At 59.5% G+C, this 23,348-nt stretch carries 14 protein-coding genes and 1 pseudogene; 4 read left to right on the top strand and 11 right to left on the bottom strand.

The window, feature by feature from the left end; all coding sequences use genetic code 11:
- Nucleotide 1: 1 nt before the first annotated feature.
- Nucleotides 2-1,351, bottom strand: coding sequence for an ABC transporter substrate-binding protein (locus AB5287_RS02190; protein ID WP_007055690.1), 1,350 nt, complete (start codon nucleotides 1,349-1,351; stop codon nucleotides 2-4).
- Between the two features lie 708 nt (nucleotides 1,352-2,059).
- Between AB5287_RS02190 and AB5287_RS02185 the strand changes: the two genes are divergently transcribed.
- Nucleotides 2,060-2,458: an MFS transporter gene (locus AB5287_RS02185; protein WP_226817770.1), complete on the top strand. Its 399-nt coding sequence runs from the start codon at nucleotides 2,060-2,062 to the stop codon at nucleotides 2,456-2,458.
- Between the two features lie 241 nt (nucleotides 2,459-2,699).
- On the opposite strand, the pseudogene AB5287_RS02180 reads toward AB5287_RS02185, so the two are convergent.
- Nucleotides 2,700-5,993: pseudogene (locus tag AB5287_RS02180) on the bottom strand (ATP-binding cassette domain-containing protein); the annotation flags it as partial.
- Nucleotides 5,994-6,492: 499 nt separating this feature from the next.
- Nucleotides 6,493-6,783, bottom strand: a complete 291-nt coding sequence (locus AB5287_RS02175) for an MFS transporter (protein ID WP_008782886.1) — start codon at nucleotides 6,781-6,783, stop codon at nucleotides 6,493-6,495.
- Between the two features lie 104 nt (nucleotides 6,784-6,887).
- Between AB5287_RS02175 and AB5287_RS02170 the strand changes: the two genes are divergently transcribed.
- Complete coding sequence (locus AB5287_RS02170; RefSeq protein WP_131222727.1) at nucleotides 6,888-8,711, top strand: long-chain fatty acid--CoA ligase; 1,824 nt, start codon at nucleotides 6,888-6,890, stop codon at nucleotides 8,709-8,711.
- Between the two features lie 317 nt (nucleotides 8,712-9,028).
- Here AB5287_RS02170 and AB5287_RS02165 read toward each other — a convergent pair whose 3' ends face one another.
- The 4 genes from AB5287_RS02165 to AB5287_RS02150 all read right to left on the bottom strand — a co-directional run bounded on the left by AB5287_RS02165 (nucleotide 9,029) and on the right by AB5287_RS02150 (nucleotide 13,987).
- Nucleotides 9,029-9,664 (bottom strand): ABC transporter ATP-binding protein, encoded by a 636-nt coding sequence (locus AB5287_RS02165; RefSeq protein ID WP_013140272.1) that lies wholly within the window; start codon nucleotides 9,662-9,664, stop codon nucleotides 9,029-9,031.
- A 12-nt stretch (nucleotides 9,665-9,676) separates the two neighbouring features.
- Entirely contained in the window at nucleotides 9,677-10,900 is a 1,224-nt protein-coding gene (locus AB5287_RS02160; RefSeq protein WP_131221779.1) for an ABC transporter permease, read from the bottom strand.
- Entirely contained in the window at nucleotides 10,897-12,264 is a 1,368-nt protein-coding gene (locus AB5287_RS02155; protein WP_007054835.1) for an ABC transporter permease, read from the bottom strand. Before AB5287_RS02155 ends, AB5287_RS02160 begins: the two co-directional genes overlap by 4 nt.
- Before the next feature lie 148 nt (nucleotides 12,265-12,412).
- Complete coding sequence (locus tag AB5287_RS02150; RefSeq protein ID WP_368220534.1) at nucleotides 12,413-13,987, bottom strand: hypothetical protein; 1,575 nt, start codon at nucleotides 13,985-13,987, stop codon at nucleotides 12,413-12,415.
- Between the two features lie 273 nt (nucleotides 13,988-14,260).
- On the opposite strand from AB5287_RS02150, the gene AB5287_RS02145 reads away from it, so the two are divergent.
- Both AB5287_RS02145 and AB5287_RS02140 read left to right on the top strand, forming a co-directional pair.
- The gene (locus tag AB5287_RS02145) at nucleotides 14,261-14,974 is read left to right on the top strand and encodes a gamma-glutamyl-gamma-aminobutyrate hydrolase family protein (protein ID WP_131237095.1); all 714 of its coding nucleotides are present in this window, start codon (nucleotides 14,261-14,263) and stop codon (nucleotides 14,972-14,974) included.
- A 212-nt stretch (nucleotides 14,975-15,186) separates the two neighbouring features.
- Nucleotides 15,187-17,637, top strand: coding sequence for an AAA family ATPase (locus AB5287_RS02140; RefSeq protein ID WP_240817802.1), 2,451 nt, complete (start codon nucleotides 15,187-15,189; stop codon nucleotides 17,635-17,637).
- Between the two features lie 223 nt (nucleotides 17,638-17,860).
- On the opposite strand, the gene araA is transcribed toward AB5287_RS02140, so the two are convergent.
- The 4 genes from araA to AB5287_RS02120 form a co-directional block, all read right to left on the bottom strand.
- On the bottom strand, nucleotides 17,861-19,378 hold the full coding sequence (gene araA, locus AB5287_RS02135) for an L-arabinose isomerase (RefSeq protein WP_131205377.1): 1,518 nt from the start codon (nucleotides 19,376-19,378) through the stop codon (nucleotides 17,861-17,863).
- A 231-nt stretch (nucleotides 19,379-19,609) separates the two neighbouring features.
- Nucleotides 19,610-20,302 (bottom strand): L-ribulose-5-phosphate 4-epimerase, encoded by a 693-nt coding sequence (locus tag AB5287_RS02130; protein ID WP_007051389.1) that lies wholly within the window; start codon nucleotides 20,300-20,302, stop codon nucleotides 19,610-19,612.
- Between the two features lie 84 nt (nucleotides 20,303-20,386).
- A complete protein-coding gene (locus AB5287_RS02125) occupies nucleotides 20,387-22,033 on the bottom strand; it encodes a xylulokinase (RefSeq protein ID WP_007051390.1) in 1,647 nt (548 codons plus the stop codon).
- A 154-nt stretch (nucleotides 22,034-22,187) separates the two neighbouring features.
- Nucleotides 22,188-23,303 (bottom strand): LacI family DNA-binding transcriptional regulator, encoded by a 1,116-nt coding sequence (locus AB5287_RS02120; RefSeq protein ID WP_165499341.1) that lies wholly within the window; start codon nucleotides 23,301-23,303, stop codon nucleotides 22,188-22,190.
- Nucleotides 23,304-23,348: the final 45 nt, after the last annotated feature.

Here is a 23,348-nt window from a genome sequence, read left to right as displayed (position 1 = left end):
GTCACTTGACGGTGACGTTGTAGCCCTGCTGCTTGCCTTGCTCGGCGAGCTTGTTGGCATAGTTTTCAAGCGCCTTCTCCAGGGTGATGTCGCCAGAGTAGGCCTTGGAGACTTCGTCGCCGTAAGCGGTCTGGGCGTACGGGTTGTACGGCAGGTACTGGAACTTCTCGGTCGGGCGCTGAGCCGCGGCGGAAAGGACTTCGTTGACGTTCTGACCGCCGAAGTAGTCGTTGGTCTTCTTGTTGGACTCGGTGGTCGGGTCGGTGAAGGAGTCGGACCGGAGGATCTTCTTCAGGGACGGGAAGGTACCGGTGTCAGCCATGGTCTGAGCGCCCTCGCCATGAGTCATGTACTCAACGAGCTTGTAGGCAGCGGCCTGGTTCTTGGACTGCGAGGTGACGGCAAGTGCAGAGCCACCGTCTTCGGCGGAGACTTCCTTGCCTTCCTCCCACTGCGGCAGCTGGGCGACGCGCCAGTTGCCGGCCTGATCGGGGGCGCCGGTCATGAGGTTGATCGGCATCCAAGCGCCGATGGTCAGGGAGGCGAGGGTGCCATCGTTGAGCTCGCGGTTCCAATCGTCGGACCAGTTCGGGGTCTTGGCGTCCACGAGGTCTTCGTCGATGAGCTTCTGGACGAATTGGATATAGCGCTGCATGCCCTCGTCCTTGGTCATGTTGATGGTGATGTTCTCGCCATCGACCTTCCACGGCTGGGCACCGGCCTGCCAGATCTGGGCGGTGAACGGCTGATAGTCGTTGGAGGTACCGGCCAGATTGGTGATGTAGGAGCCGGTGGCACGGATCTTCTTGGCGGCCTCGTAGTAGTCGTTCCAGGTCTTGATGGACTCGCCGTCCACGCCGGCCTTGTCGAACACTGCCTTGTTGTAGAAGAACATTTCGGGGCCGGAATCAATCGGCAGAGCGTACGGCTTGTTGTTGTACTGGAGCTTGTTCCACGGGCCGGCGGCGAAGTCGTCGGCGAGTTTGTCGGCGCCGAATTCGCTCAGGTCCACGAGGCCATCGGTGACGGCGAACTGGGTGACGGTCGGATCTTCGAGCATCACGACGTCAGGGGCGCCGTTGCCTGCGGCGATGGCGTTGGAGAGCGCGGTGGAGGTCTTCTCGGCGGTGCCGGTGTTGTTGAACTTGACGGTGATGCCGGGGTTGGCCTTCTCGAAGTCAGCGAGGATTTCCTTCATCGAGTTGCCGGAATCCCAGCCCCAGAACACGAGTTCGGCCTTGTCAGCGTCACCCTTGTTGGCGCCGTTGTCGTTGCTGCTGCCGCAGGCGGCGAGACCGACGAGCGTGGCCACGGCTGCCGTTGCCGCGATGACCTTCTTGGTGTTGCGCATGTTATCTCCTTCTGGACCATTGGAGTTGACTTGCGGGTGGTTGGCTTTCTTCCGACTGGCTTCCGGTTTTCGTCCGGTTACTTCTCGGTTATCTTCCGGCTGTCTTTGGCTGCCTTCCGATTGTTGACGACTGCCTTCCGATTGCCAAAAACGAATCGACTGCTGCGTTGGATTTCAATTCGTTTGGCCGCTTGCGAAGTCTCCTCTGGCCACCTTTCCTTGGGGTGTTTTCTTTGGTACACCCGTGTACCAATACCTAAGATGATACACCTGTGTACCAATTTGTCAAATCACCCGACACGCCTGATTTTTTTCGCCTTTTCCATGCTTTCCACGTGAGCAAATCTCCAGTCGAACAGCGACTTGTCTCAGAGGCTCTTCATCCCCTCCCCCAACGTGAGTAGGTCCCGACTCTCAGCACACCACCAAATAACGCGCAGCATGCTCGTGAGTCCCCAACACCCACACACCACGGCGCGATTCCACCACTCAGCCGCCTCACCAGTGCCCACATTTGTAGATATTCAACGCCATATGACAAGAATCTGACTAGTATGAACAGGCACCCCCCATAGCTGTATTGAGAGGAAAAGCACATGGCGGGCCTGTTTCAAGCTACTTCCAAGCAGCGCAATCCCTTGGGAACAACCATACGTACTCACGGATCGGGCAAATATACGTTCGGTCTGGCCTTAAGCGCCGGTCAATATCCGCGGTCTGCTTGCCTTTTCCTATCAGCTCCTCGCGGTATGCGGCATCTTCCTGACCAATGTCATCAACTACATCATCGCCTCCTACGGTTCCAGAAGCTGGGATGTCAACGCCGGTTGGCGTTGGATGCTGAGGCTGGGTGCGATTCCGGCCGCCGCGTTCCTGCTCTCCATGGTGCGAGCACCGGAAAGCCCACGATTCCTCATTCAAGCCGGCAAAACCGAAGAGGGATTCGCGGTGCTCGAGCACATCATCGGCACCGAACAGGCACGCCTTCGCACTGACGACATCCATGCATCGGTCAAACTCGAAACCGAAATGTCGCATGAATTTCACGACCTGTTCCGCCCAGGGCTGCAGAAGGCGCTCATCATCGGCGCTTTGATCAAGGCGTGAATGCTGCGTTGCGTTACTGCATTGCCATGTTGCCATGTTACCGCGTTATTGCATCGCTACGTTGCCACGTTGTCACATCACATTGCATTGCCGCATTGCTGCGTTGCCGCATCACATATCGCAACACAAACGCAGCAACGCAATGACGACCGGAGATGGCATCGCCGCCACCCGCGAGGAACCGCAGTGCAACGCGGTAACGTAACGCAATGCGATGTGATTCCCGCGTAGTTACAGGCAGTTACAGATTGAGTACCGCATCAGCAATGCGCATGGCGGATTCGCGGTGGGAGACCAGCACCACAGCCGCGCCGCGCTCCTTGTCTGCATGCTGCTCACCCACGGCCATAGCGTGAATGGAACGTAGAATAATAGCCTCGTTCAAAGCATCCAAACGGCTGGTCGGCTCGTCGAAAAGCACCAGATCAGCATTGCGCAGGAACACACGAGCCAAACCGATACGCTGGCGTTCACCTTCGGATAGACGGTCGCCCAACTCGCCTACCTGAGTATCAAGGCCATCGGGCAGGGAATCAATGAGATCAAGCACGGAGGCCTTGGCGAGAGCCTGACGCAAACGAGCGTCGAGACCGTCAGCTGCTGCCACCTGAACGGCATCGCCCTCTGCCGACTGCGCCGCCAACCGCTGCTGTCGGGAATCAACGGTCTTGGCACCCACTTCCCCATTGCCTGCAACATTTGCAGCTTCAACCTCGGACTCAGGCAAAGCAATCAGCAGATTGTCTCGGATAGAGCCATCAAACAGGTGGGTTTCCTGGCTCATCATGGCCTGAATACGTCGGCGAGCATGCACATCGACCTCGGGCAACGGCGTGCCGGACAACGTCACCTGACCGCGCTGCGGATCCCAGTAGCGCAGCAGCAGCTTGAGCATGGTGGACTTGCCTCGGCCGGACGGCCCCTGGATACCCAGCACGCCATGCTGCGGCACGTCAAGCGAGAAGTCGGACAGGACTTCATGCTCCCCCGCATATGCAAAGGTGACGTCATCAAGACGCATGCCCATATACTCCTGCGGCACAACAGTGCCATTCTCGGTCACAGCGGGCACCTCGTCCATCAGTCCGAACAGTCGGCTAGCGGACGCGAAGGTCTGAGTCAGGTTAGCGGGCAAGGCGGCGAGCGCCAAAGTCGGTTCGAACGAGCTGGCGAACAGCACGAAGGCGGCAATCAGAGCCGGAATGCTCTGCGGGTTCGCGCCGGCACAGGCAATAGCCACGGCGACCGAAGCCGCTGTGAGCACAGCCACCAAGAGTCCGCTGATTCCGGTGAAACGGCCGTTGACCTTGCTGAGTTTGGCGTGATCCTTCCACAACGCATGGGTACGGTCCTCGATGGCCTGCGCACGTTCCTCGCCGCGGCCAAATCGGATGATTTCGTCCAGGCCGCGCATGTCATCGAGTATCACATCGTCGAGTTCTCCGGCAGCGCCACGGATGGCAGGGCCAAGGTTACGTACGCCGGTGGCAAAGAATCGCGGCACAAGGATGCCGATAACCAGGTGGGCGGCAATCAACGCCAGCGCCATCCATGGGCTTAGGGTGGCGGCCACAATCGTGTAGACGATGGTGGAGGTTACCGCGATGGCCACCGGACTGATGGTGTGGGCAAAGAAGATCTCAAGCAGTTCCACATCGGTGGTCAGCATGGCGATAAGGTTGCCCTTACCTTTGCCCGCGAGCTTGGCCGGCGCCAGTCTGCGCAACGCGGCGAACGCCTTGGAACGGAAGAGTGCGAGCAGATGGAATGCCACATTGTGGTTCAGATATTGTTCAATGTATCGGGTGATGCCACGCAGAAGAGCACAGATAATCATCATGATGACGGCGGGCGCAACACCCATGCCCCACACCGGATTACCGGTAAGTGCAAATGCCGCGATAATGCCGAACACGGGCAGGAAGGTGGCCGAAAGATGGCCGATGGTGCCGGCGGTGGAGGCCGCTGCCATCAGTCCTGCCAGAGGTCGGGCTTCCTTAAGCAGTCGCCTGATCACTTGGAATGTGCTCATTTTGGAAGACGAATCGCTATTTGCAACACCAGCCGGAGTCTCAGCCGAGGCCTGCTCACTCCCGCCAACGGAAGCCGTCGGCAAAGCTGACTGCAGGCGGTCAACCGTCATACCCGCCTCTGCGCTTACGCACGCTGCGCCACCCTCAGTCCGACTGTCGTCGGACAGCTCCTGCTTGCGAGAACCAACCTGCAGCACACGCCGAGCATGGCCTTCTCCGAAGTTCTCAATATCTGCCTGCGTGGTAAACAGCTTGGCGTAGACGCCGTCCGCCGTCATCAGCTCGGTATGGGTGCCCCTCTCAACCGACTTGCCGTGTTCGAGCACCACCACTTGATCAGCGTGTTCGGCGTTGGCCATGCGATGGGTGATCATAATAACCGTCTTGCCGCGGGATTGCGCCAATTCGCGAATTGTATCCAGGATCAGCTCTTCGGATTCCATGTCAACGCTGCTGGTCGCCTCATCGAACACAAATACCGACGAATCATGCAGGAGCGCGCGGGCGATGGCGATGCGCTGGCGTTGGCCGCCGGACAGGTTGGCGGCATCGGACTCAATCGGCATGCCCAGTCCGTTCGGCTGTGCGTGCACGAAGTCGGCAATGCGCGCCTGCTCGAGCGCGGACCACAGACGGGAGTCCACGGAATCCGGCGAATCAGGAATCTCGTCATCGGGCAAGGCCATCAGAAGATTCTCGCGCAATGCGCCCGCAAACAGATGGCTGCTGGCACCAATCACAGTGACGGCTCCGGCCAGTGTTTCGCCTGACAAATCGGATACCTCGACGCCGTTCAGCGTGAGCGAACCTCGGTAACCGGCCAGTGTACCGGCGAGCAGCGAGGCGGCCGTGGACTTGCCGGAACCGGAGATGCCAACAATGGCGGTGAACTGACCGGGCCGTGCGGCGAAGGTGATGTTGGTGAGCGCAGGAGCGACGGCGGAATTGGGGCTGGTTTCACCTTGCTTATCGGTCTTTGCGGATGCGGACTTGGAGTCGCCGTGCCCGGCATCATCATAGGAATAGCCGACGTGGTCGAAGCGGACCGTCAGACCGTCGTCAGCGGAATCGGAATCGTTGGCCGGCAGGGTCGCCGTGCCATGCTCGGGCTCCGGGGTGTCCAGCAGAGCGAAGATGCGCTTGGTGGAGGTCATGCCGTTCATCGCCACGTGGAAGAACGAGCCAAGCTGACGCATGGGAATAAAGAATTCGGCGGACAGCAGCACAATGAACAGCAGTCCGGCGAGGGTGAGCGGGAAGCCCGCACCGAACGGCATCAGGTATTGCAGGCCGTAGGCCAGGTAGGCGAATGCGCCGGGCAGGTGGGCGGCGAGCATGATCGGCGACCAGCCGGCGGTGCTGGCTCCTGCGGCGGCTGCGGTGGCATGCGCATACTGCCATAGAGCCACACCAATGCCGGCCGCCGCACCGCCGTAGGCCACGATATCCATGGCGGTCAGCGAGCGCAGCTGGATCTGCAGCACGCGCATGGTCATGACCCTGCGCTCCACATTCCGCGCAATCCCATTCACCTTAAGCGAACGCCCTCGCACACGCCAGACTTTTAAAGTGAGAGAGGCCACAGAATTATCGATTGCGGAGTGCGCATGCTAGACGCGCCAACCAGAAAAAAATATGCTTCGATATCAGGGGCTGAAGCATCCACTACACCCAATACGTGCATTTATCCGTTTCGAGGAGGCTAATTTTTGCGTTTGCCGGAGGCCTACTTCCGTTTCAAGGGGCTGATTTCGCATTTGCCGGAAGTCTATCTCCGCTTCGAGGGGCTCCTCATCCATGTAATCGGAAGTATAAACGGCTACACGTCAACGTCATTCCGCCGTTTTAGGGCCGTGTCTACTTGGGCATCAGCCCCTCGAAGTGGAAGTAGACTTCCAGATAAGGCAAAATCAGCCCCTCGAAGCCGAGAAAGCACGTTTCTACGGTGTCAGAAGCCGACGGAACGCAAAAGGGTCGTCTGCACGCAGACGACCCATATGATCAATTCGCCAATAGACGCAGCAAACGCGGCCTAGTGCTGCTTTTTGCGCGGCGACCAGTGCTTCGGCGGCGGCCGTACTTATCGGACAGGAAGCCGGAGAAGCCGGCGCCGATCACGCCGCCGATCATGATGGAGCTGATGACCAGACCCTGTAGGGCCGGGCTCAGCGCGTACTTGTCCTGCAGGAAGTCGATGGCTCCCGAAATGGACACGGTGTCATAACCGTAGAGCAAACCGGTTAGACACGGCGTTGTATACAATCCACAAAACCAGACAGACAACTTCTCCATTGCCCACAACGCGCGCAACCTTACGCCAGCGTAACCTAACTTGTCAGAATGGCTCGATTTTGTCAACAGCCATCACGCAACGCACGTAAGGACACGGCCCGCTTATGCTTGACCACTACACCACGCCTGGCGAATCCATCGAAATCCGCGACAACCAGACCATCTACTCCCTACTTACCGATCGCCTTGCCCGCACCGGCGCGGACACGGTAATCGCCGCCAAAAAAATCGGCCCCGGCCGCTGGCAGAACGTCACCACCGGCGAATTCCACGAGCGCGTGGTCTCGGCCGCCAAGGGCCTGATCGCGCTCGGCATCGCCAAGGGCGACGCGGTGACCATCTTTTCCTCCACCCGTCTGGAATGGGGCATTCTCGATTTCGCACTGGCCGCGGTGGGCGCGGTAAGCGTGCCGATCTATGACACCGACTCCGCCCCGCAGGCCCAGCGCATCATGAACGATTCGGTGGTCAAGCTGGCCTTTGCCGACAATCGCGAGCGCTTCGACCGGCTCGACTCGGTCAAGGACCACTGCCCTGCCTTGAAGCAGATTCTCATGCTCGAGGGCAACGCACTGGGCGCTTTGGAAGGCCTAGGCGTGACCGTTTCGGACGAGGAACTGAACGAGCGCGTGGCCACCGTGCGCGCCGACGATCTGGCCACCATCGTCTACACCTCGGGCTCCACCGGCAACCCGAAGGGTGCCGAACTGACCCATAAGAACTTCGTGTCCATCACCATCACCGCTTCGCAGGCGCTTCATGAAGTGGTTCTCGACGACCATCCACGCCTGCTGCTCTTCCTGCCGCTGGCCCACTGCTTCGCACGATTCATCCAGTACGCCTCCATCGCCTCCGATGACGGCGTGGTCGGCTATCTGCCGGATACCAAGTCCCTGCTGCCGGACCTGCGTTCGTTTGAACCGACCTACCTGCTGGGCGTGCCGCGCGTGTTCGAGAAGGTGTACAACGCCGCCTCGCATAAGGCCGGTGCCGGCTGGAAGGGCCGCCTGTTTGTCAAAGCCGCCGAGGCCGCGCGCGTCTGGAGCCGCAAGGAGCAGGCCGGCGAGCAGCACACATTTGCCGAAATCGCCGAGCGCGCCAAGTACGAAACGCTCGTCTACCGCACGGTGCGCGGCGCTCTGGGCCCGAAGATCAAGTACGTGGCCTGCGGCGGCGCACCGCTGTCGCTCGATCTAGCGCATTTCTACAACGGCATCGGACTGCCGATGATCCAGGGCTACGGCATGACCGAAACCGCCGCCCCGTTCGCCGCCACGCGCGTGACCGACAATGTGATCGGCACCGTAGGCCAGCCCGCGCCCGGCTCCTCGATTCGCATTTCCGACGAAGGCGAACTGCAGGTCAAGGGCCCGAACGTGTTCCGCGGCTATCATAATCTGCCGGAGAAGACGGCTGAAGTGTTCACCGCCGACGGCTGGCTCAGAACCGGCGACTTGGCCGAGATCGATGACGCCGGCCGCATCATCATCACCGGTCGAATCAAGGACATTATTATCACCGCCGGCGGCAAGAACGTCTCCCCCATTCCGCTGGAGGAGGAGATCGCCAAGTGCCCGATCGTGGAGCACTGCGTGGTGGTGGGCGACCAGCGCCCGTTCATCGGCGCGCTGGTGACGCTCGACCCGGAGTCGCTGGCCATTTGGCTGCCCGCGCACGGCCTGTCCACGGAGACGCCGGTCGACCGGCTCGCCACGAACGCCGCAGTGCGCGAAGAGATCCAGCAGTACGTGGACAAGGCGAATGCGACGGTCTCGCGTGCCGAATCCGTGCGCAAGTTCGCCGTGCTGGGCACGCAGTTCACGCAGGAGAACAAGTGCCTGACGCCGTCGCTGAAGGTAGTGCGCCCGGCCGTCAACCGCGGGTTCGCCGATGTGATCGACAACGAGATCTACAACGGCAAGCGGTGAAACGCGCGGTTCGTAATCCGACACAAAAAAGGGCCTTTTGAACCGCACCTCCGATCATCGAATCTGGATTACTCCAGTCCAACAATCGGGGTGCGGTTCAACCTCGCCGGGCACTTCATCATTCATCACTGGCATGGTTCCATTATCACGCACATTATGGCGCAGAGCGAATACGGCACCCCGGCAACGCGAGTGGGTCGCCGGGGTGCCGGAGCGCGGGGGTGCCAGAATGCCGAAGGGCCGGGATACCGGAGTGCCCGGTCGCCGGGGTGCCGAAATGCCGAAGCGGTGTATGGGTGCCGCCCGGCCCAGGTGGGTCACGCCCGGGTCAGTTTCTTGCTCCTGAGACGCAGCACGACATCGGCGGAGTCGGCGACACGCTTGGAATGCGTCACCACGATTACGCATTTGCCGAGCTGATGGGCGGCATGCTGCAGCAGATGAATCACCTCGTCGGTCATCTCCGGGTCGAGGCTGCCCGTCGGCTCGTCCGCGAGGATCGCGCGGCCCGGGGCGACCAGCGCGCGGCCGACCGCCACCCGTTGACGCTGGCCGCCCGACAGGTGCATGATGTTGCGCTTGGATTCCTCACGGCTCAAACCCAGTTCCTCGAGGATCTTCATATCGGCCTTGGTGCTGACCAGCCGCAGGTTCTCTTCGGGGGTGAGGTAGTCGATCAGGTTATGGTCCTGGAACACCAGGGACACGTGCTCCCGACGGTGCTTCGCATAGCCCGATGCGGCGATGTCCTCCCCCTCGAAGCGGACCACTCCCCGGGAGGGGGCGTCCAGGCCGGCCAGCAGAGACAGCAGCGTGCTCTTGCCGGCGCCGGACGGGCCGGTGATCGCATACATCTTCCCGGATTCGAAATCCGCGCTGACATCCGAGAGAACAAGGATCTTCGCCGCGCCGTAGGCGTAATCGACATGGTCCAGTTGCAGACAGTTAGACATGATTGGTGACTCCTAACGCATAGAGGAAAGAATGGATTTCGGGGATTTGGACAGCACGGCGGCGCATGACACGGCAAGGGCCACGGCGATGACCGCGCATCCGAGCAGCAGGATGAGCACCGTCTGCTCAGGCGGCAAGGCCTCCACGTGCAACGATTCCAATGGCGCGACGCCCGAATCGCGCAACAGTCGGGAAGACACGTATCCCGACAGCATGGCGCCGGTGCCCAGCGAACACAGGGCGGCGACCGCCGCCATGAGTCCGGTTTCGATGGCGAGCTGTGCGACTATCCGCATCTTGTCGATGCCGAGGGCCAGAAGCGTGCCTATCTCATGGATGCGTGAGCGAATCCAGAAGACCAGCGCCATCGCCAGCACCAGTACGTCCGCGAGGCAGACGGACAGCAGCACCATGCGCACCAGATCACGCACCGTCTGCACGGATTGCAGGACGCCGGAGAGCCGGGCCGAATCGTCGGTGACGTCGTACTTGCCACCGGCCATGGTCTTGGCCTGACTGACCGCCGCGGACAGGTCCTGCGGATTATCCGACAGGCATCGGATCATGCCGATCTGGTCGTTTCCGGTCAGAGCGGAGGTCACTCGCCTGCCCGAATAGATGAGGTTCTCGGAAGTGTCCGAGGGCAGGGGGCTTTGGGCCTGCACGTTGCCGGAGAAGATCCCGGCCACACGCACCGTGGCGTTGCGCCCCTCCTGCCGGAGACGGAATGTCGAGCCGACCGATAGGCCGTTCTGCATCGCGAAGTCGCGGTGGACCAGCACATTGTCGCCGTCGCCCGAGATATGGCGGCCCTGCTCCAGGCGGTACAGGCCGCTCTGGAATTCCTCGGACAATGAGGAATCGGTGGTGCCCAGCACGCTGACCTGCATGGCCAGATCGGAGTCCAATCGGGGGCCCTGCCGGGGCATGACCGGGCGCGCGCCATCCACCTGCGCCAAGGTCTTCGTCGCATAGGCGGTCTTCGTCACACCGGGGATACGCGAGAACCGGCTCGCCTCCTCGGCGCTAATGGGATTCTCGCCGGCGCTGACGGTAAACCCTATGCCCATGCCCGCGCCGATGCCGTCGGACATGGTACGCAGGGCCGTCGAGACTCCGACCTGCGCCACCAGGCTCGTGAAGACCATCAGCATCAGCAGACCGATGATGCCGCTACGTACCGGCTTGCGTACGATCGCCAACGTGGCACGCTTCCACACATTCATGCTCATCATCGAATCTCCGACAGGTCTCGCGGCGATTTGCGCAGCATCGGCATGCACGCCACCGCGACGCACACCAGCATCACCGCCAACAATCCGAGCGCCACGTACAGCATGGCGGTCCCGTCGACCGACACCGTGAGCGAATCCAGGGTGCGCACCGACATGCTGGATTCAAGATCGCCGCCGACCTGCCCCATGCTGCTCAGCTCCTTCGCCGCGGAGGCGTTCACGGAATGGAGCGCCGTGGCGCCGAGCCATTGGGCCATTCCCTGCGCGCACAGCCAGCCGAGGGCGAGGGACGGCAGACCGATCAGCACCATCTCGGTGAGGTATTGGGCGACCAGGGAGGGCTTGCCGACGCCAAGGGACACCAGTATGCCCATCTCTTGACGGCGGTCGTTCATCCACAGCAGCAGCATGAGACTGAGCACGAGCACGGCCGAGACGGTCACGCCGATCAGGGCGCCGCGCATCATGGAGCGCACGCCGCGGGCGGCATGCAGCATGCTCGATGAATACTGGTCGTTGCGCGTGATCTGATAGTTGTTCCAATCCACCGGGAGTTTCTTCGCGGCATCCATGGTCTTCTCCACGTCAACGCCCTTGGACAGCACGAAGGTGGCGTCCTGGTATATTTCCTTGCCGTCCTTGTACTGGTACAGGTCGCGTGTGGTATCCAGATCGGTGTAGATGGTGTTGGCGGTGAGTTCCGCTCGGCTGGATACCTTTCTGGCGCTGTCGCCCTTGAATATGCCCACGATGGTGGTCTTGACGGTCGCCGTCGAATGTGATTCGTTGTCGGCGTCATAGGCGTTGGCCTTGAGCGTGAGCGTGTCTCCGACTTTGAGCCCGTTGGCTTTGGCGAGATCCTCATGGATCATCGACGTGTACTTGTCGGAGGCCTTCAGATGTCGTCCTTCGGCCATGCCGAGCGTGCGCGACGTGAACACGTTGAGTTTCGACGAATCATTCGTGCCCATGACGTTGGCGGCGTTGCCAAACTGCTGCTCCTGGGTCGCATCGTAATCATCGCCGCCGGGGACCTTCGCCACATTCGCCCCCACGAGATCGGCGGTGGCGTTCTGACGGACCATATACGAATCGACCCCGGGCAGTTGGGCGATCCTGCGCACGTCGGCGGGGCGCACCATGCCGCCTCCGCGAGGCGTGAGCATGCTGCCCTGCATGTTGCTGGACAGCACAAATCCACCGACCGCTTCCTTCTCGATTCGTCCGGCGGCCTGTTGAGCTGCCCGAGAAACCGCGATCGTGGATAGCATGCTCGCCGTTATGATGGTCAGTATTATAAGGAGCACTATGGTTCGCACTCGTTTTCTGAGCACATAGCGCACCGACCGTGCAACGAACGTCATCAATACCTCCTGTGGGACTTGGGCTTTTCGCCCAAAATGCGAAACATGCCGCGTTTCGCCGATTAGTTAGCCGCGACGATACATGATGCACCTCAAGATACGGGAGATATACGCCTTGAGCGAAAAACGGAACAGCGGCGAATGTCGGTTATTCTGGATTTTGGTCCATCTCGGGCCGCGTCGATGCGTCGGCCCGCGAGAAATCAGGCTCGCGCCTCACCTTCGAGGCGGCGAACACAAGAAGCGGCAGAGCGGCGAACGCATAGTTCTCGCATTGGATGTACAGGTATGCGACCAGGACGAGCCAGCAGATGACGGTCTTGTGCCAGACGCCGGATTCGCCCGAACCCGCGCCGGCAACGCCACCACCACTATTACCCCCGGCAACATCAGCAACGTCGGCAACGTCGGTGACACAAACACCGTGCGCCAGCCCGTCGGACGATGCGCCATCCGCACCGCCACGGCATACCGTCCTCCCGCGCGTCATGCAGACCATCGAGGCTCCGACCAGCATGGCCAGCCCGATCAGCCCGTATTCGGCGATGACGCTGGTATACGCGCACATCGTCCACACCGTGTCCGCGTTCACGCCGGCCGCGAATCCCGTGGCCGCGCCGCCGTTCATACCAAGACCGTCCAGCAGCCGTCCGGCTTTGGCCGCGCCGGCCCACACCGCATTGATGATGTTGCCCGCGCCATAACCGGTGAGCAGCGTCCACGGATGGGTGAGCAATCCGCATATCGGATCGAGGCTTTGGTAGATCCGCGCGAAGAACGAGCCGTCTCCCTCGGCCCCGTTCTCCGCGATGGCGGAGAGTCTGGAATCCGCCAGCACACCCAGCAGGCCCAGTGCGCATGCGCCGAGAATCTGCAGCATGCCCCGGACGCGGCGTGCGCCGTCATGCCAATCGGTGCGCGCCACAAGGGCGATCAGCAACGCCACGACGGAATCGATGACGATTCTGGTGCCGGCTTGCATGAGCACCGCGCCGACGGCATACGTGACGATGAGGTCACGCAGCCGTTTGGCGTAGATGCGGTCGCGCCCGCGCATGAGCCACATGAGCGGAAGCAGTATGCCGAACAGGTGCATGCCGATATAGCTGGGCTCGGCGAACAGGAACTGCGGACGGCCGCCGCCCCACACCGAGTTGTCGCTGATGTATTGCCGGTACATGAGGTGCGAGAAATAGTCGGTCAACGGTTTGGCGCGCAGACGGATGGACAGCCATTGCACGACGCCCACTCCGAAGGAAACCCAGTATGATGCGATGAGAATCCGCAATGGCGTACGCCACGGAATGCGTTTGATGTCGAACGCAAGGGCGATCGCACCCAAAGTGGCGAGCACGCCCAGCAATCCGGTGATGCTCATGAACGCGGCGTTGAGGTGGATGCCGAACTTCAGCCATCCCGGGATGGACAGGATTATACAGACCACCGGTAGGAGGAACATTGGCAGGTACCGGTTGGCTGCGATGCGCAGTTGCCGCCAATTGCATAGGCAGTACACGGCGAACAGCGCCGGACTGATTGGCGACCAGAACGGCGCGTACAGGCCAAGCGTGGTGCCGTCCACCGGAAGAAAAGCGACGGCCAGCAACAGCCAAATGACGTTGCGTTCCTGCGATGTCAGAAATCGCAGGAACGACCGGTATTGCGGTCGGCCATGATGGTTGCCCGCGTCGATGGTATCGTTGCGTACGCATGCCTGGTTCATGTGATTCTCCCTCCCCGTCAACCTTACTCGTTCATCACGATGCGCGGACGGGGCATGCTTTCCCCGCCGAACGTGCAATGGCCCGAACATTGACAAGGCCGCACCGAATGCCCCCATCATTGGCACATTGTGCAATCTCGTCGCGGCTGGCTGACGAAATAATGCTGGCCGACCGGTTACATTGGTTCGGTACAGTGACGGCATTATTGGCCACTGGATCAAACGATTTGCGGCAGAACGACGAAAGCGACACTTGGGCGAAAAGAGGCAGGCATGACCACGAATCGACCGCTCATTGCGGTGACTCCGCTGATGGATTACGGGCGCGATAGTCTGTGGATGCTGCCCGGATATATGGAGGCGATAATGCGGGCCGGCGGTACGCCCATCATGTTGCCGCTGACCGATGACGCCGACATTCTTGCGCAATGTGCCGAACGGTTTGACGCGTTTCTGTTTACGGGCGGGCCGGATGTGGGACCGATGGTTGGTGCAGCGGCCTCCGCCACCGGCCGTAGCGAGGTGCTCTCTCCTGAGCGCGACCGAATGGAATCGATTCTGCTGCCAGCTGTAATGGCTTGGGACAAGCCGATTCTGGGCATCTGCCGTGGCATTCAGTTCATCAATGCAGCGCTGCGCGGCACGTTGTGGCAGGATCTGCCAAGCCAGCATCCGAGCGATATCGAACACCATATGAATCCGCCGTACGATGCGTTCGGACATAACGTTTCCTTGGTGCCCGGCACTCCCTTGGCTTCATTGTTCTCGGGGCAGACTGAGATTGCAGTGAATAGCTACCATCATCAGGCGGTTCGTGATGTGGCCCCCGGTCTCGAAGTCATGGCCGTTGCGCCCGACGGCGTGATCGAGGCCCTGTACCGGCCGGCAAGCCACTTCCTGTGGGCCGTGCAGTGGCATCCCGAGTTTCTCTACAAGGTAGATCCACGCTCGCAGGCGATTTTTGATGCGTTTGTGGGGAGTTGCTAACAACGGATTTTTTGCGTGACCACGCAAGCATAATCGAGATTGCCACCTCATGACAACGGTTCCGCACCAGGCAGCGGCGCGTCTGTGTTATCTGGAAACATGGCTGCATCTTGCTGGAAAACATCACCTGAAGTATTCTAAGGTCATTGGATGTTATTTTTTTATCACATAAAATATCATTTTTTTATACAGCATGTGATAAAATTATCAACATGATTCCATCGAACGTTCGATACGTAACTCGACCGTTGGCACAAGTCCTCCGTCAGTGTCCAAACAAAGTAGCGGTGCTGGAAGGAGCACGAGCAGTCGGCAAAACCATGCTTGTTCAGACAGAATTGCCAGACGGCTATCATTATGAGACGCTTGCTGACAAGAGGACATTCGAGTACGCCTCATCTCATTTGGATGAGTGGGTTGATTCGCTACCCACGCCGTGCATTATCGACGAAGCTCAACGTATTCCTGACTTGCCTCTATCCGTCAAGGGAGTAATCGACAAGCAAACTGGTTCTACTCCTTTTTTCATTCTTACTGGTTCAGCATCAATCACCCGAGATGGGCTAGACGGACAGGACCCCCTTACCCGCCGTTCCCTGCGTTATACCTTATATCCCCTAACACGCAGAGAAATCAATAAAAATACTGATACCAGCATCATTGACTTGTTGTGGAACGGTACCCCAAATGCGAACTATCATTCAGAGACCAATAGGGACACACTAGCTAGGTATATGACTGTGGGAGGTTTCCCCTCGTATGCAATGCCCTCCATACCTATTGCAGAGAGCGATTTACGTTTTTCCGTAAAAACGGATATCGATAATGTTTTGGGCGATACCATACTTCCCGGAGAGCGATTGGATAAAGCAATAGCTGATGCCATACTCAAAGAGTTACTTGCAGTCCCTGGCGGGATTTTGAATGTAAAAAGAATATCCGACACTATTCATTCGAATCCCTCCACCATTGAGCGATACATCAGTATTTTCATGCGCCGATTCCTAATCTCCGCCTTACCGAACCTACGCTCAGCACCTGGTAAGCAACTGTTTACCCGCGCAAAAATACATCCAGTAGACACGTCATTCAGCGTTGAAACAATACGACAATCCGGCAGAGATTTTCATAATGATCGCGTTCTGTTTGGCGAGCTTTTTGAATCATTCGCCGTCAATCAAATCATTCCGGAAATACAATGGTCCGATATACACCCCGACGCTTTCTACTGGCGGGAAACTGGCAATAAGCCCAAAGAGGTTGATCTCGTGCTGCTACACGATAATCAACTTGTCGCTTTGGAAATGAAGTCCAACAATACCGTGGACCGCAAAGATTTTTCTGGTATTGCAGCATTGCGCGACAGCGACAAGCGCTTCCACCGAGGCTACGTCTTATACACAGGAGACAAGGTGCAGCAGTTCACTAACAACATATGGGCTCTGCCAATTTCATCATTGTGGGACAGTGACGGATTCCAGACAGCTACTTCGGATGCTGAACATTACTCATTATCGGTTCCATCAGTTTTACCTATTCGGCCGTCCGACACCGATGTGGCAGCTCATGCCAATGCCCCTACTGATGCCAACCTGTTTTTAAGCTACTGCCATGCAGACAACGACCACCTCAAGGGGGCAATACTTCAATTCGTGAATGATATTATCGACGAATACAATTACGAGACCAGCAATACACTCGGGTTATTCGTCGACAAGACCTCTATAAACTGGGGTGAAGATTGGCGTCAGGCACTTGATCGAGGCATTGGTAATGCAAATATCATTCTTCCAATAATTACTCCCAGATATGTGCGCAGTGAGGCCTGTCGTAAAGAACTGCTGGATTTCAATACTCGGGTCACGGAACATGGACCGAATCGTATACTTCCATTGATGTTGCAAAGCATAGATGGCATGACTGGAATTAGCGATCGTGATCCTGTTTGGGACATCGCGCATAATCGACAGTATCTACCAGTGGGCGATTTGCGTTTAATGTCTGCTGAAGATCGTCAAAAGAGAATCCTTGAAATCGTGAAAGAACTTCGCGCAGTAATAGAGGATATTACTGCCCGATCACAATCTGATGACACATCAGAGTCAGTTGTGAGCAAGTTTAAGGGAGACAACACACCGGATTTATTGAGTGCCTGGAATGAGATAGAAAAACTTACACCACAAGTTAATGTGGGCGCGCAAGAATTTGCCGTATCATTTCAAAATATCTCAAAGACATTAAGTACCCATCCCGCTCCTGCGAACGGCAATGCGTCTGTCTATTCCTCATGGGCGATACAACTATCAGAACAACTACAACCTGACATTGATTCGCTCAACAAGGCATCGGATAATCTGTCAGAACTATGGAATAACGCCTATGCCGTCATGTCTCAATACGTGGGCTTCATTCAGAGCCTTCCACAAGGCGCTCTACGCAACAGCCAGATTGACAGCATGGGAACAACATTCGATGGATTGCGCACTTCGCTATCCATGCCTCCGGAAGTGACACAGATGCTGCCCCTTATTCGTATGCTTGGTAATTTTGCGCGTCCCCTTCGCCCATTTGCTGATGCCGTCAACCAATCATTCAATGTAATCGAAAATATGGGCACCATGACGGCTGCATTACAAAATCAGCTTGATCGCATACCTCGATAAATCGGAATTCAATTCAGTGCGCATCGGATTAATGCGAATCATCTAAACCACCTAAAAGGGGCTGCTCCGGTTTTCCGGAACAGCCCCTTTTAGCGGTAGCAGTCAGCAGTTAATCGGTGCTGGCTTGCCAGCGCTGATTGGCGCGTGCGGAGACCGCCGTCCGAAGGCGAGGGGCGTACGAAGGTACGTCGAACCTGAGGAAAGGCGGTATACGCTCCGCCAATCAGTGCTGGTTGTTAAGACGGTGGTACATCTCGGACAGCTCCAGTTCCTTCTCGAACTGGCGAGCGGTGGTGTTCTCGTCGATGACGGCGAGCTCAACACCGGCGATGCGGGCGAAGTCTTCCCAAGCCTCACGACCGACGGAGGTGGTCATGCAGGTGTGGTGAGAACCACCGGCGGTGATCCAGCACTCAACAGCGGTCTTCAGGCTCGGCTTCGGCTCCCAGACGGCGCGGGCGCACGGAAGCTCCTTGAGGGAGCCCTGCGGCTCAACGACGTCGACGACGTCCATGAGCAGGCGGAAGCGTTCGCGAACGTCGGACATGGAGACCACGACGGCGTCCTTGGTGGGCTTGCCGGAGAAGACCAGGCGGACCGGGTCGGCCTTGCCGCCGATGCCCAGCGGGTGGATCTCCAGCTTCGGCTTGGCGATGGTGCCGATGGACGGGGAAACCTCGAGCATGTGGGAGCCCATGTCGAGCTCGTCGCCCTCGGTGAAGTTGTAGGAGTAGTCCTCCATGAGGGAGGCGCCACCCTCAAGGCCGTAGCCCATGACGGCGCCGATGCGCACGAGGACGGCGGTCTTCCAGTCGCCTTCAGCGGAAAAGCCCCAGCCGTACTCGGACGGGAAGCGCTGTGGGCCAACGCCCGGCAGCTGTGGCAGAGCGCCGAGGTCCTCGAAATTGTCGACGCCGGCGGTGCAGCCGTTGGCGCGCATCATGTTGACCATCGCGGCCTCTTCCTTGGCGGCGATGAACAGGGAGTCGTACTTGGCGTCCAGCAGAGCCGGGTCGACGTCGTACTTGGCCTTGTAGTCCTCGATGATCTCCTTGACCTGGTCGTCCTTGACGGCGTCGTACGCAGCGACGAGCTCGTTGACGGCCCAAGTGTTGATGGAGGCGCCGAACACGCGCTCGGCCTCGGTCTTGTCGCCCTCGGTGACGGCGACGTTACGCATGTTGTCGCCCCAGCGCATGACCTTCATGTTGTTGGAGGCATCCCAGCCGGCGCAGGCGCGGGCCCAGGTGCCGACCTTCTCGGCGACCTCGGGATCGGTGTAGTGGCCGACGACAACCTTGCGCTTGATGCCGAGGCGGGAGACGATGTAACCGAACTCACGGTCGCCGTGGGCGGCCTGGTTCAGGTTCATGAAGTCCATGTCGATGGTCTCCCACGGGATTTCCTTGTGGTGCTGGGTGGCCAGCTGCAGCAGCGGCTTGGTCAGCACTTCGAGGCCGCGAATCCACATCTTGGCCGGGGAGAAGGTGTGGCACCAGGTGATGACGCCGATGACGTTCGGGTTGGCGGAAGCCTCGACCATGAACTCCTTGACACCGTCGGAGGACTTCAGGGTGGGCTTGAGGACGATCTTGGCCGGAATCTTGCCGGTGTTGTTCAGGTAGTCGACCATTTCAGCGGAGTGAATGGCGACCTGGCGCAGGGCTTCTTCGCCGTACAGGTCCTGCGAACCAACGCCGAACCAGATTTCCTTGCCCTCGAAGGGGTTTTCCATAACCATAGGGTTACTTCCTTTACTTCTTTGTTTATGGGGGTTTGTTTAAGTTTCATTCGCCGACCGAGGCTCCCCTCAGTCAGCTATCGCTGACAGCTCCCCTCAGAGAGGGGAGCCAAGACACCACCGTGCTGGCGGAGTCAGCGCTGATTTGATGCGTGTGTCCGCAAGGCGCGGAAGGCGAAGGCGTACGAAGGTACGTCGGGCCTTCCGTAACGCGGCGGACACTCCATCAAATCAGTGCTGACCGTAGACGTTCTGGTAGCGGTCGTTGAGCTTATCGATGTCGGCCTGGTCGATCTCGATGATGTCACCGAGCTGACGGGCGGCCCACATGGTGTGAGCGACTTCCTCGGTCATGGCAGCGGCCTTGACGGCGCCTTCAGCATCCTTGCCGATGGTGAAGGGGCCATGGTTCTGCATGAGGACGGCCGGGGACTTCGGGTACTTCTTGAGGGTCTCGACGACACCCTTGCCGATCGCCTCGGAGCCGATCAGACGGAACGGGCCGACCGGCACCGGGCCGCCGAACTCGTCACCCATCATCGTCAGGCCGCACGGGATGTTCTGACCAGTGGCAGCCCAAGCGGTGGCGTAGGTGGAGTGGGTGTGCACGACACCGTAGACGTCGGGCATGTTGCGGTAGATGTAGGCGTGGGAAGCGGTGTCCGAGGACGGGGCTTCGGTGCCGTCGACCACGTTGCCGTCAAGGTCGCACACGACCATGGAGGACGGGGTCAGGTACTCGTAGCGCAGGCCGGAGGGCTTGATGACGAACAGGTCGGCGGTGTGCAGACGCTGGGAAACGTTGCCCGCGGTCCACACGACCAGGTTCCACTTGATCAGCTGCTGGTGCAGGTTGGAGACGACCTCACGAACCTGCTTGACCTCGGCGCGAACCTCGGGGCCGTAATCAGCCAAAGTTGCCATTATTGGTTTTCCTTTCCACTGTGATGGATGGACGTTTTTTCAAAATCTCAAGGACCTCCCTCAATAGAGGGAGGCCAGAAAGGCTTACTTATCTTCGAGGTTGATGGTTTCGATGGCGGCGTGCTCGATGGGCAGGCCCTTGGTGAAGCGGGCGAAGAAGTCCTCGAAACCAACCACATCGGAAGCCACCGGCTTCTCAGTGGTGGACTGGGCGTCCTTGAACACGCAACCGTCAAGGAAGTCAGCGAGGTTGCTGTGATCCTCGTTGGTGTTCCACAGGTAGTTGGCGAGCACGGCCATGCCCCAGGCGCCACCTTCGGCGGCGGTGGACATGACCTTGATCGGGGTGTTGAAGGCAGCAGCGAGAATCTTCTGAGCCACCTTCGGAGTGGCGAAGATGCCGCCGTGGCCCACGAGAGAGTCGACCTGCACGCGCTCCTGCTTGGTCATCACGTCCATGCCGATCTTGACCGGGGAGAACGCGGAGAACAGCTGGGCGCGCATGAAGTTGCCGAGGGTCATGTTGGCTTCGGGGCTGCGGGCGAACAGCGGGCGACCTTCAGGCAGACCGGCCAGGAATTCGCCGGAACGGAACGGGTAGTTCAGCAGGCCGCCGCAGTTGGCGTCCACGTCGTCGGCGATGGCCGCGCGGAACAGGGTGCCGTACAGCATACCGGCGTCAACCGGCTGGCCGATAGCCTTGGCGAACTGGCCGAACAGGCCGACCCAAGCGTTGAGGTCGGAGGTGAAGTTGTTGGCGTGGCTCATACCGGCCAGATCGCCGGCCGGGGTGGTGACCAAGTCAACCTCAGGGTGGAGGGCCTTGAGCTTGTGCTCCAGAACCACCATGGCGAAGATGGAGGTGCCGGCGGAGACGTTACCAGTGCGTACGCGCACGGAGTTGGTGGCTACCATGCCAGTACCGGCGTCGCCCTCAGGCGGGGCGAGCACGATGCCGGGCTTCAGGGCACCGGACGGATCGAGCAGCTTGGCACCTTCCTCGGTCAGCTCGCCAGCCGGAGTGCCGGCCACGAGCGGCTCAGGAAGCAGGTTCTCCAGCTTCCACGGCTGGGCTGCGACCTCAGGCAGAGCGTCGAACTTCTCAATGAATGCGGTTTCGTAAGTGTGAGTGGTCGGGTCAATCGGGAACATGCCGGAGGCATCGCCCACGCCGAGGACCTTCTTACCGGTGAGCTTCCAGTGCACGTAACCGGCGAGTGTGGTGAAGTAAGCCACCTTGGAGACGTGCTCTTCCTTGTTGAGCACGGCCTGGTACAGGTGAGCGATGGACCAACGCTCGGGGATGTTGTACTGGAACAGCTCGGAGAGCTTCTTGTGAGCTTCGGAGGTGTTGGTGTTCTGCCAGGTGCGGAACGGCACCAGCAGTTCGCCGGCCTCGTCGAATGCGAGGTAACCGTGCATCATGGCGGAGAAGCCGATGTGGCCGACGTGCGTGAGCTTCTCGCCATAGGCGGTCTCGACGTCGTTGGCCATGGAGGCGTAAGCGGACTGCAAACCGCCCCAGATCTCCTCGGTGGTGTAGCTCCACAGACCATCTTCCAGATGGGAAGCCCAGCTGTAGTCGCCGGAGGCGATGGTCTGGAAGTTGTCGTCGATGAGGACGGCCTTGATGCGGGTGGAGCCGAATTCGATGCCCAGCGTGGTCTTGCCAGCGCGAATCTTCTCGGCGATGTGGGCGACCTGCTCGGCCGCGTTGTCGGTTGCTGCCATATCTTTCCTTTGCCTTGGAGCGCCGGCGTTGTTATCCCCTTCCTTGGGGAGGGTGTTAGCGCTCACAATTTCCAAAAAACATTGTACCGACAACCTGCATTCGACACAACTTATACCGTGTCACGCATCATAACGGTTTGATAACAGGGCCAATTTACCGCCGAGGAGCCGGCCCCAAGGACCGCCGAGCACGCACCTCGGCGGGAATCAGCCCCATGCCGTGCTGGGTGGTCAGGAAGGTCGGCTCGCCGCCCTCCCCCAGCAAGCGCAGCGTCTCGCGCATGGCGGCCACGCCGAGCCCCTCGAAATCGGGATGCACGGTGGTCAGCGGTGGGTACATGTTATCCACGCCAGACATGTCGTCGAATCCGACCACGCTGATGTCTTGCGGAATCCGAAGCCCATGCTCATGCAACGCGCGCATGATGCCGACGGCCTGATTGTCGTTCGCGGCGACGACCGCGGTGGGCAACGCCGCGCCTCGACGCCCATACTCATCAATGAGATGATTCATGTGCGCATATGCCTCAGAGGCATCCCACGTATGGCAGCGCACGATCTGTGAATCGATGGATCGGGAGGCGGCGAGCTTGCGCCACGCATCCAGTCGGGTGTGGGCGTCGCGCCATTCGTTGGGACCGGCAAAATACAGAGCCGATTTGTGCCCGTATTCGCCCAGCAAGGCCACCACTTTGGCCATTGCACCCCACTGGTCGATACCGACCAGCGCAGTGCGACGCTTGTTTTCGGTGGAGATAAGGCCCAATCCCTCACGCACGGTCATTTGGCCGTGGGTGGCGGTGACGATGACGCGCGGCTGAGTGACTCGTGCACGGCAGGCGGCGGCGAACATCACGTCGGTCGGGGTCAGGAAGATGAAGGCGTCGACGTTCTGCTCGTTGAAGGTGTCGCACAGGTTGTCGAAGTCGGCCTGCGCGCACAAGGCCTCGTGGACCATCATCACGCTCATGAACAGACCGTGCTCGCGGGCCATGGATTCGATGGAGGAGATGGAGGAAATCGGGCCGAAGAATTTGAGGCCTCCGGCGATCAGCCCTATGGTGCGCGAACGGCGGGAAGCCAGTGCGCGCGCGGAGTTGGAGGGGCGGTAGCCGAGTTGGTCAATGGCGGCCTGGACTCGCGCACGGGTGACGTCGGAAACGTCCGGCGAGTCATTGATCACACGGGAGACGGTTTGGTGGCTGACTCCGGCGAGCTTGGCCACTTCGAACATGGACGGACGTTTGCTTGGCTTGCGGCTGGTCACCATATTGCCTAACCTCCCCGCTGGCGGCCGGCATCCGTGCACGGCCAG

The organism is Bifidobacterium sp. RTP21102st3_E2_RTP21102_210122 (assembly GCF_040916945.1).
GTDB classification, from domain to species: Bacteria; Actinomycetota; Actinomycetes; order Actinomycetales; family Bifidobacteriaceae; genus Bifidobacterium; species Bifidobacterium longum.
Note: the sequence above shows the minus strand (reverse complement) of the source record. Positions and strands in the feature narration are given on the sequence as shown.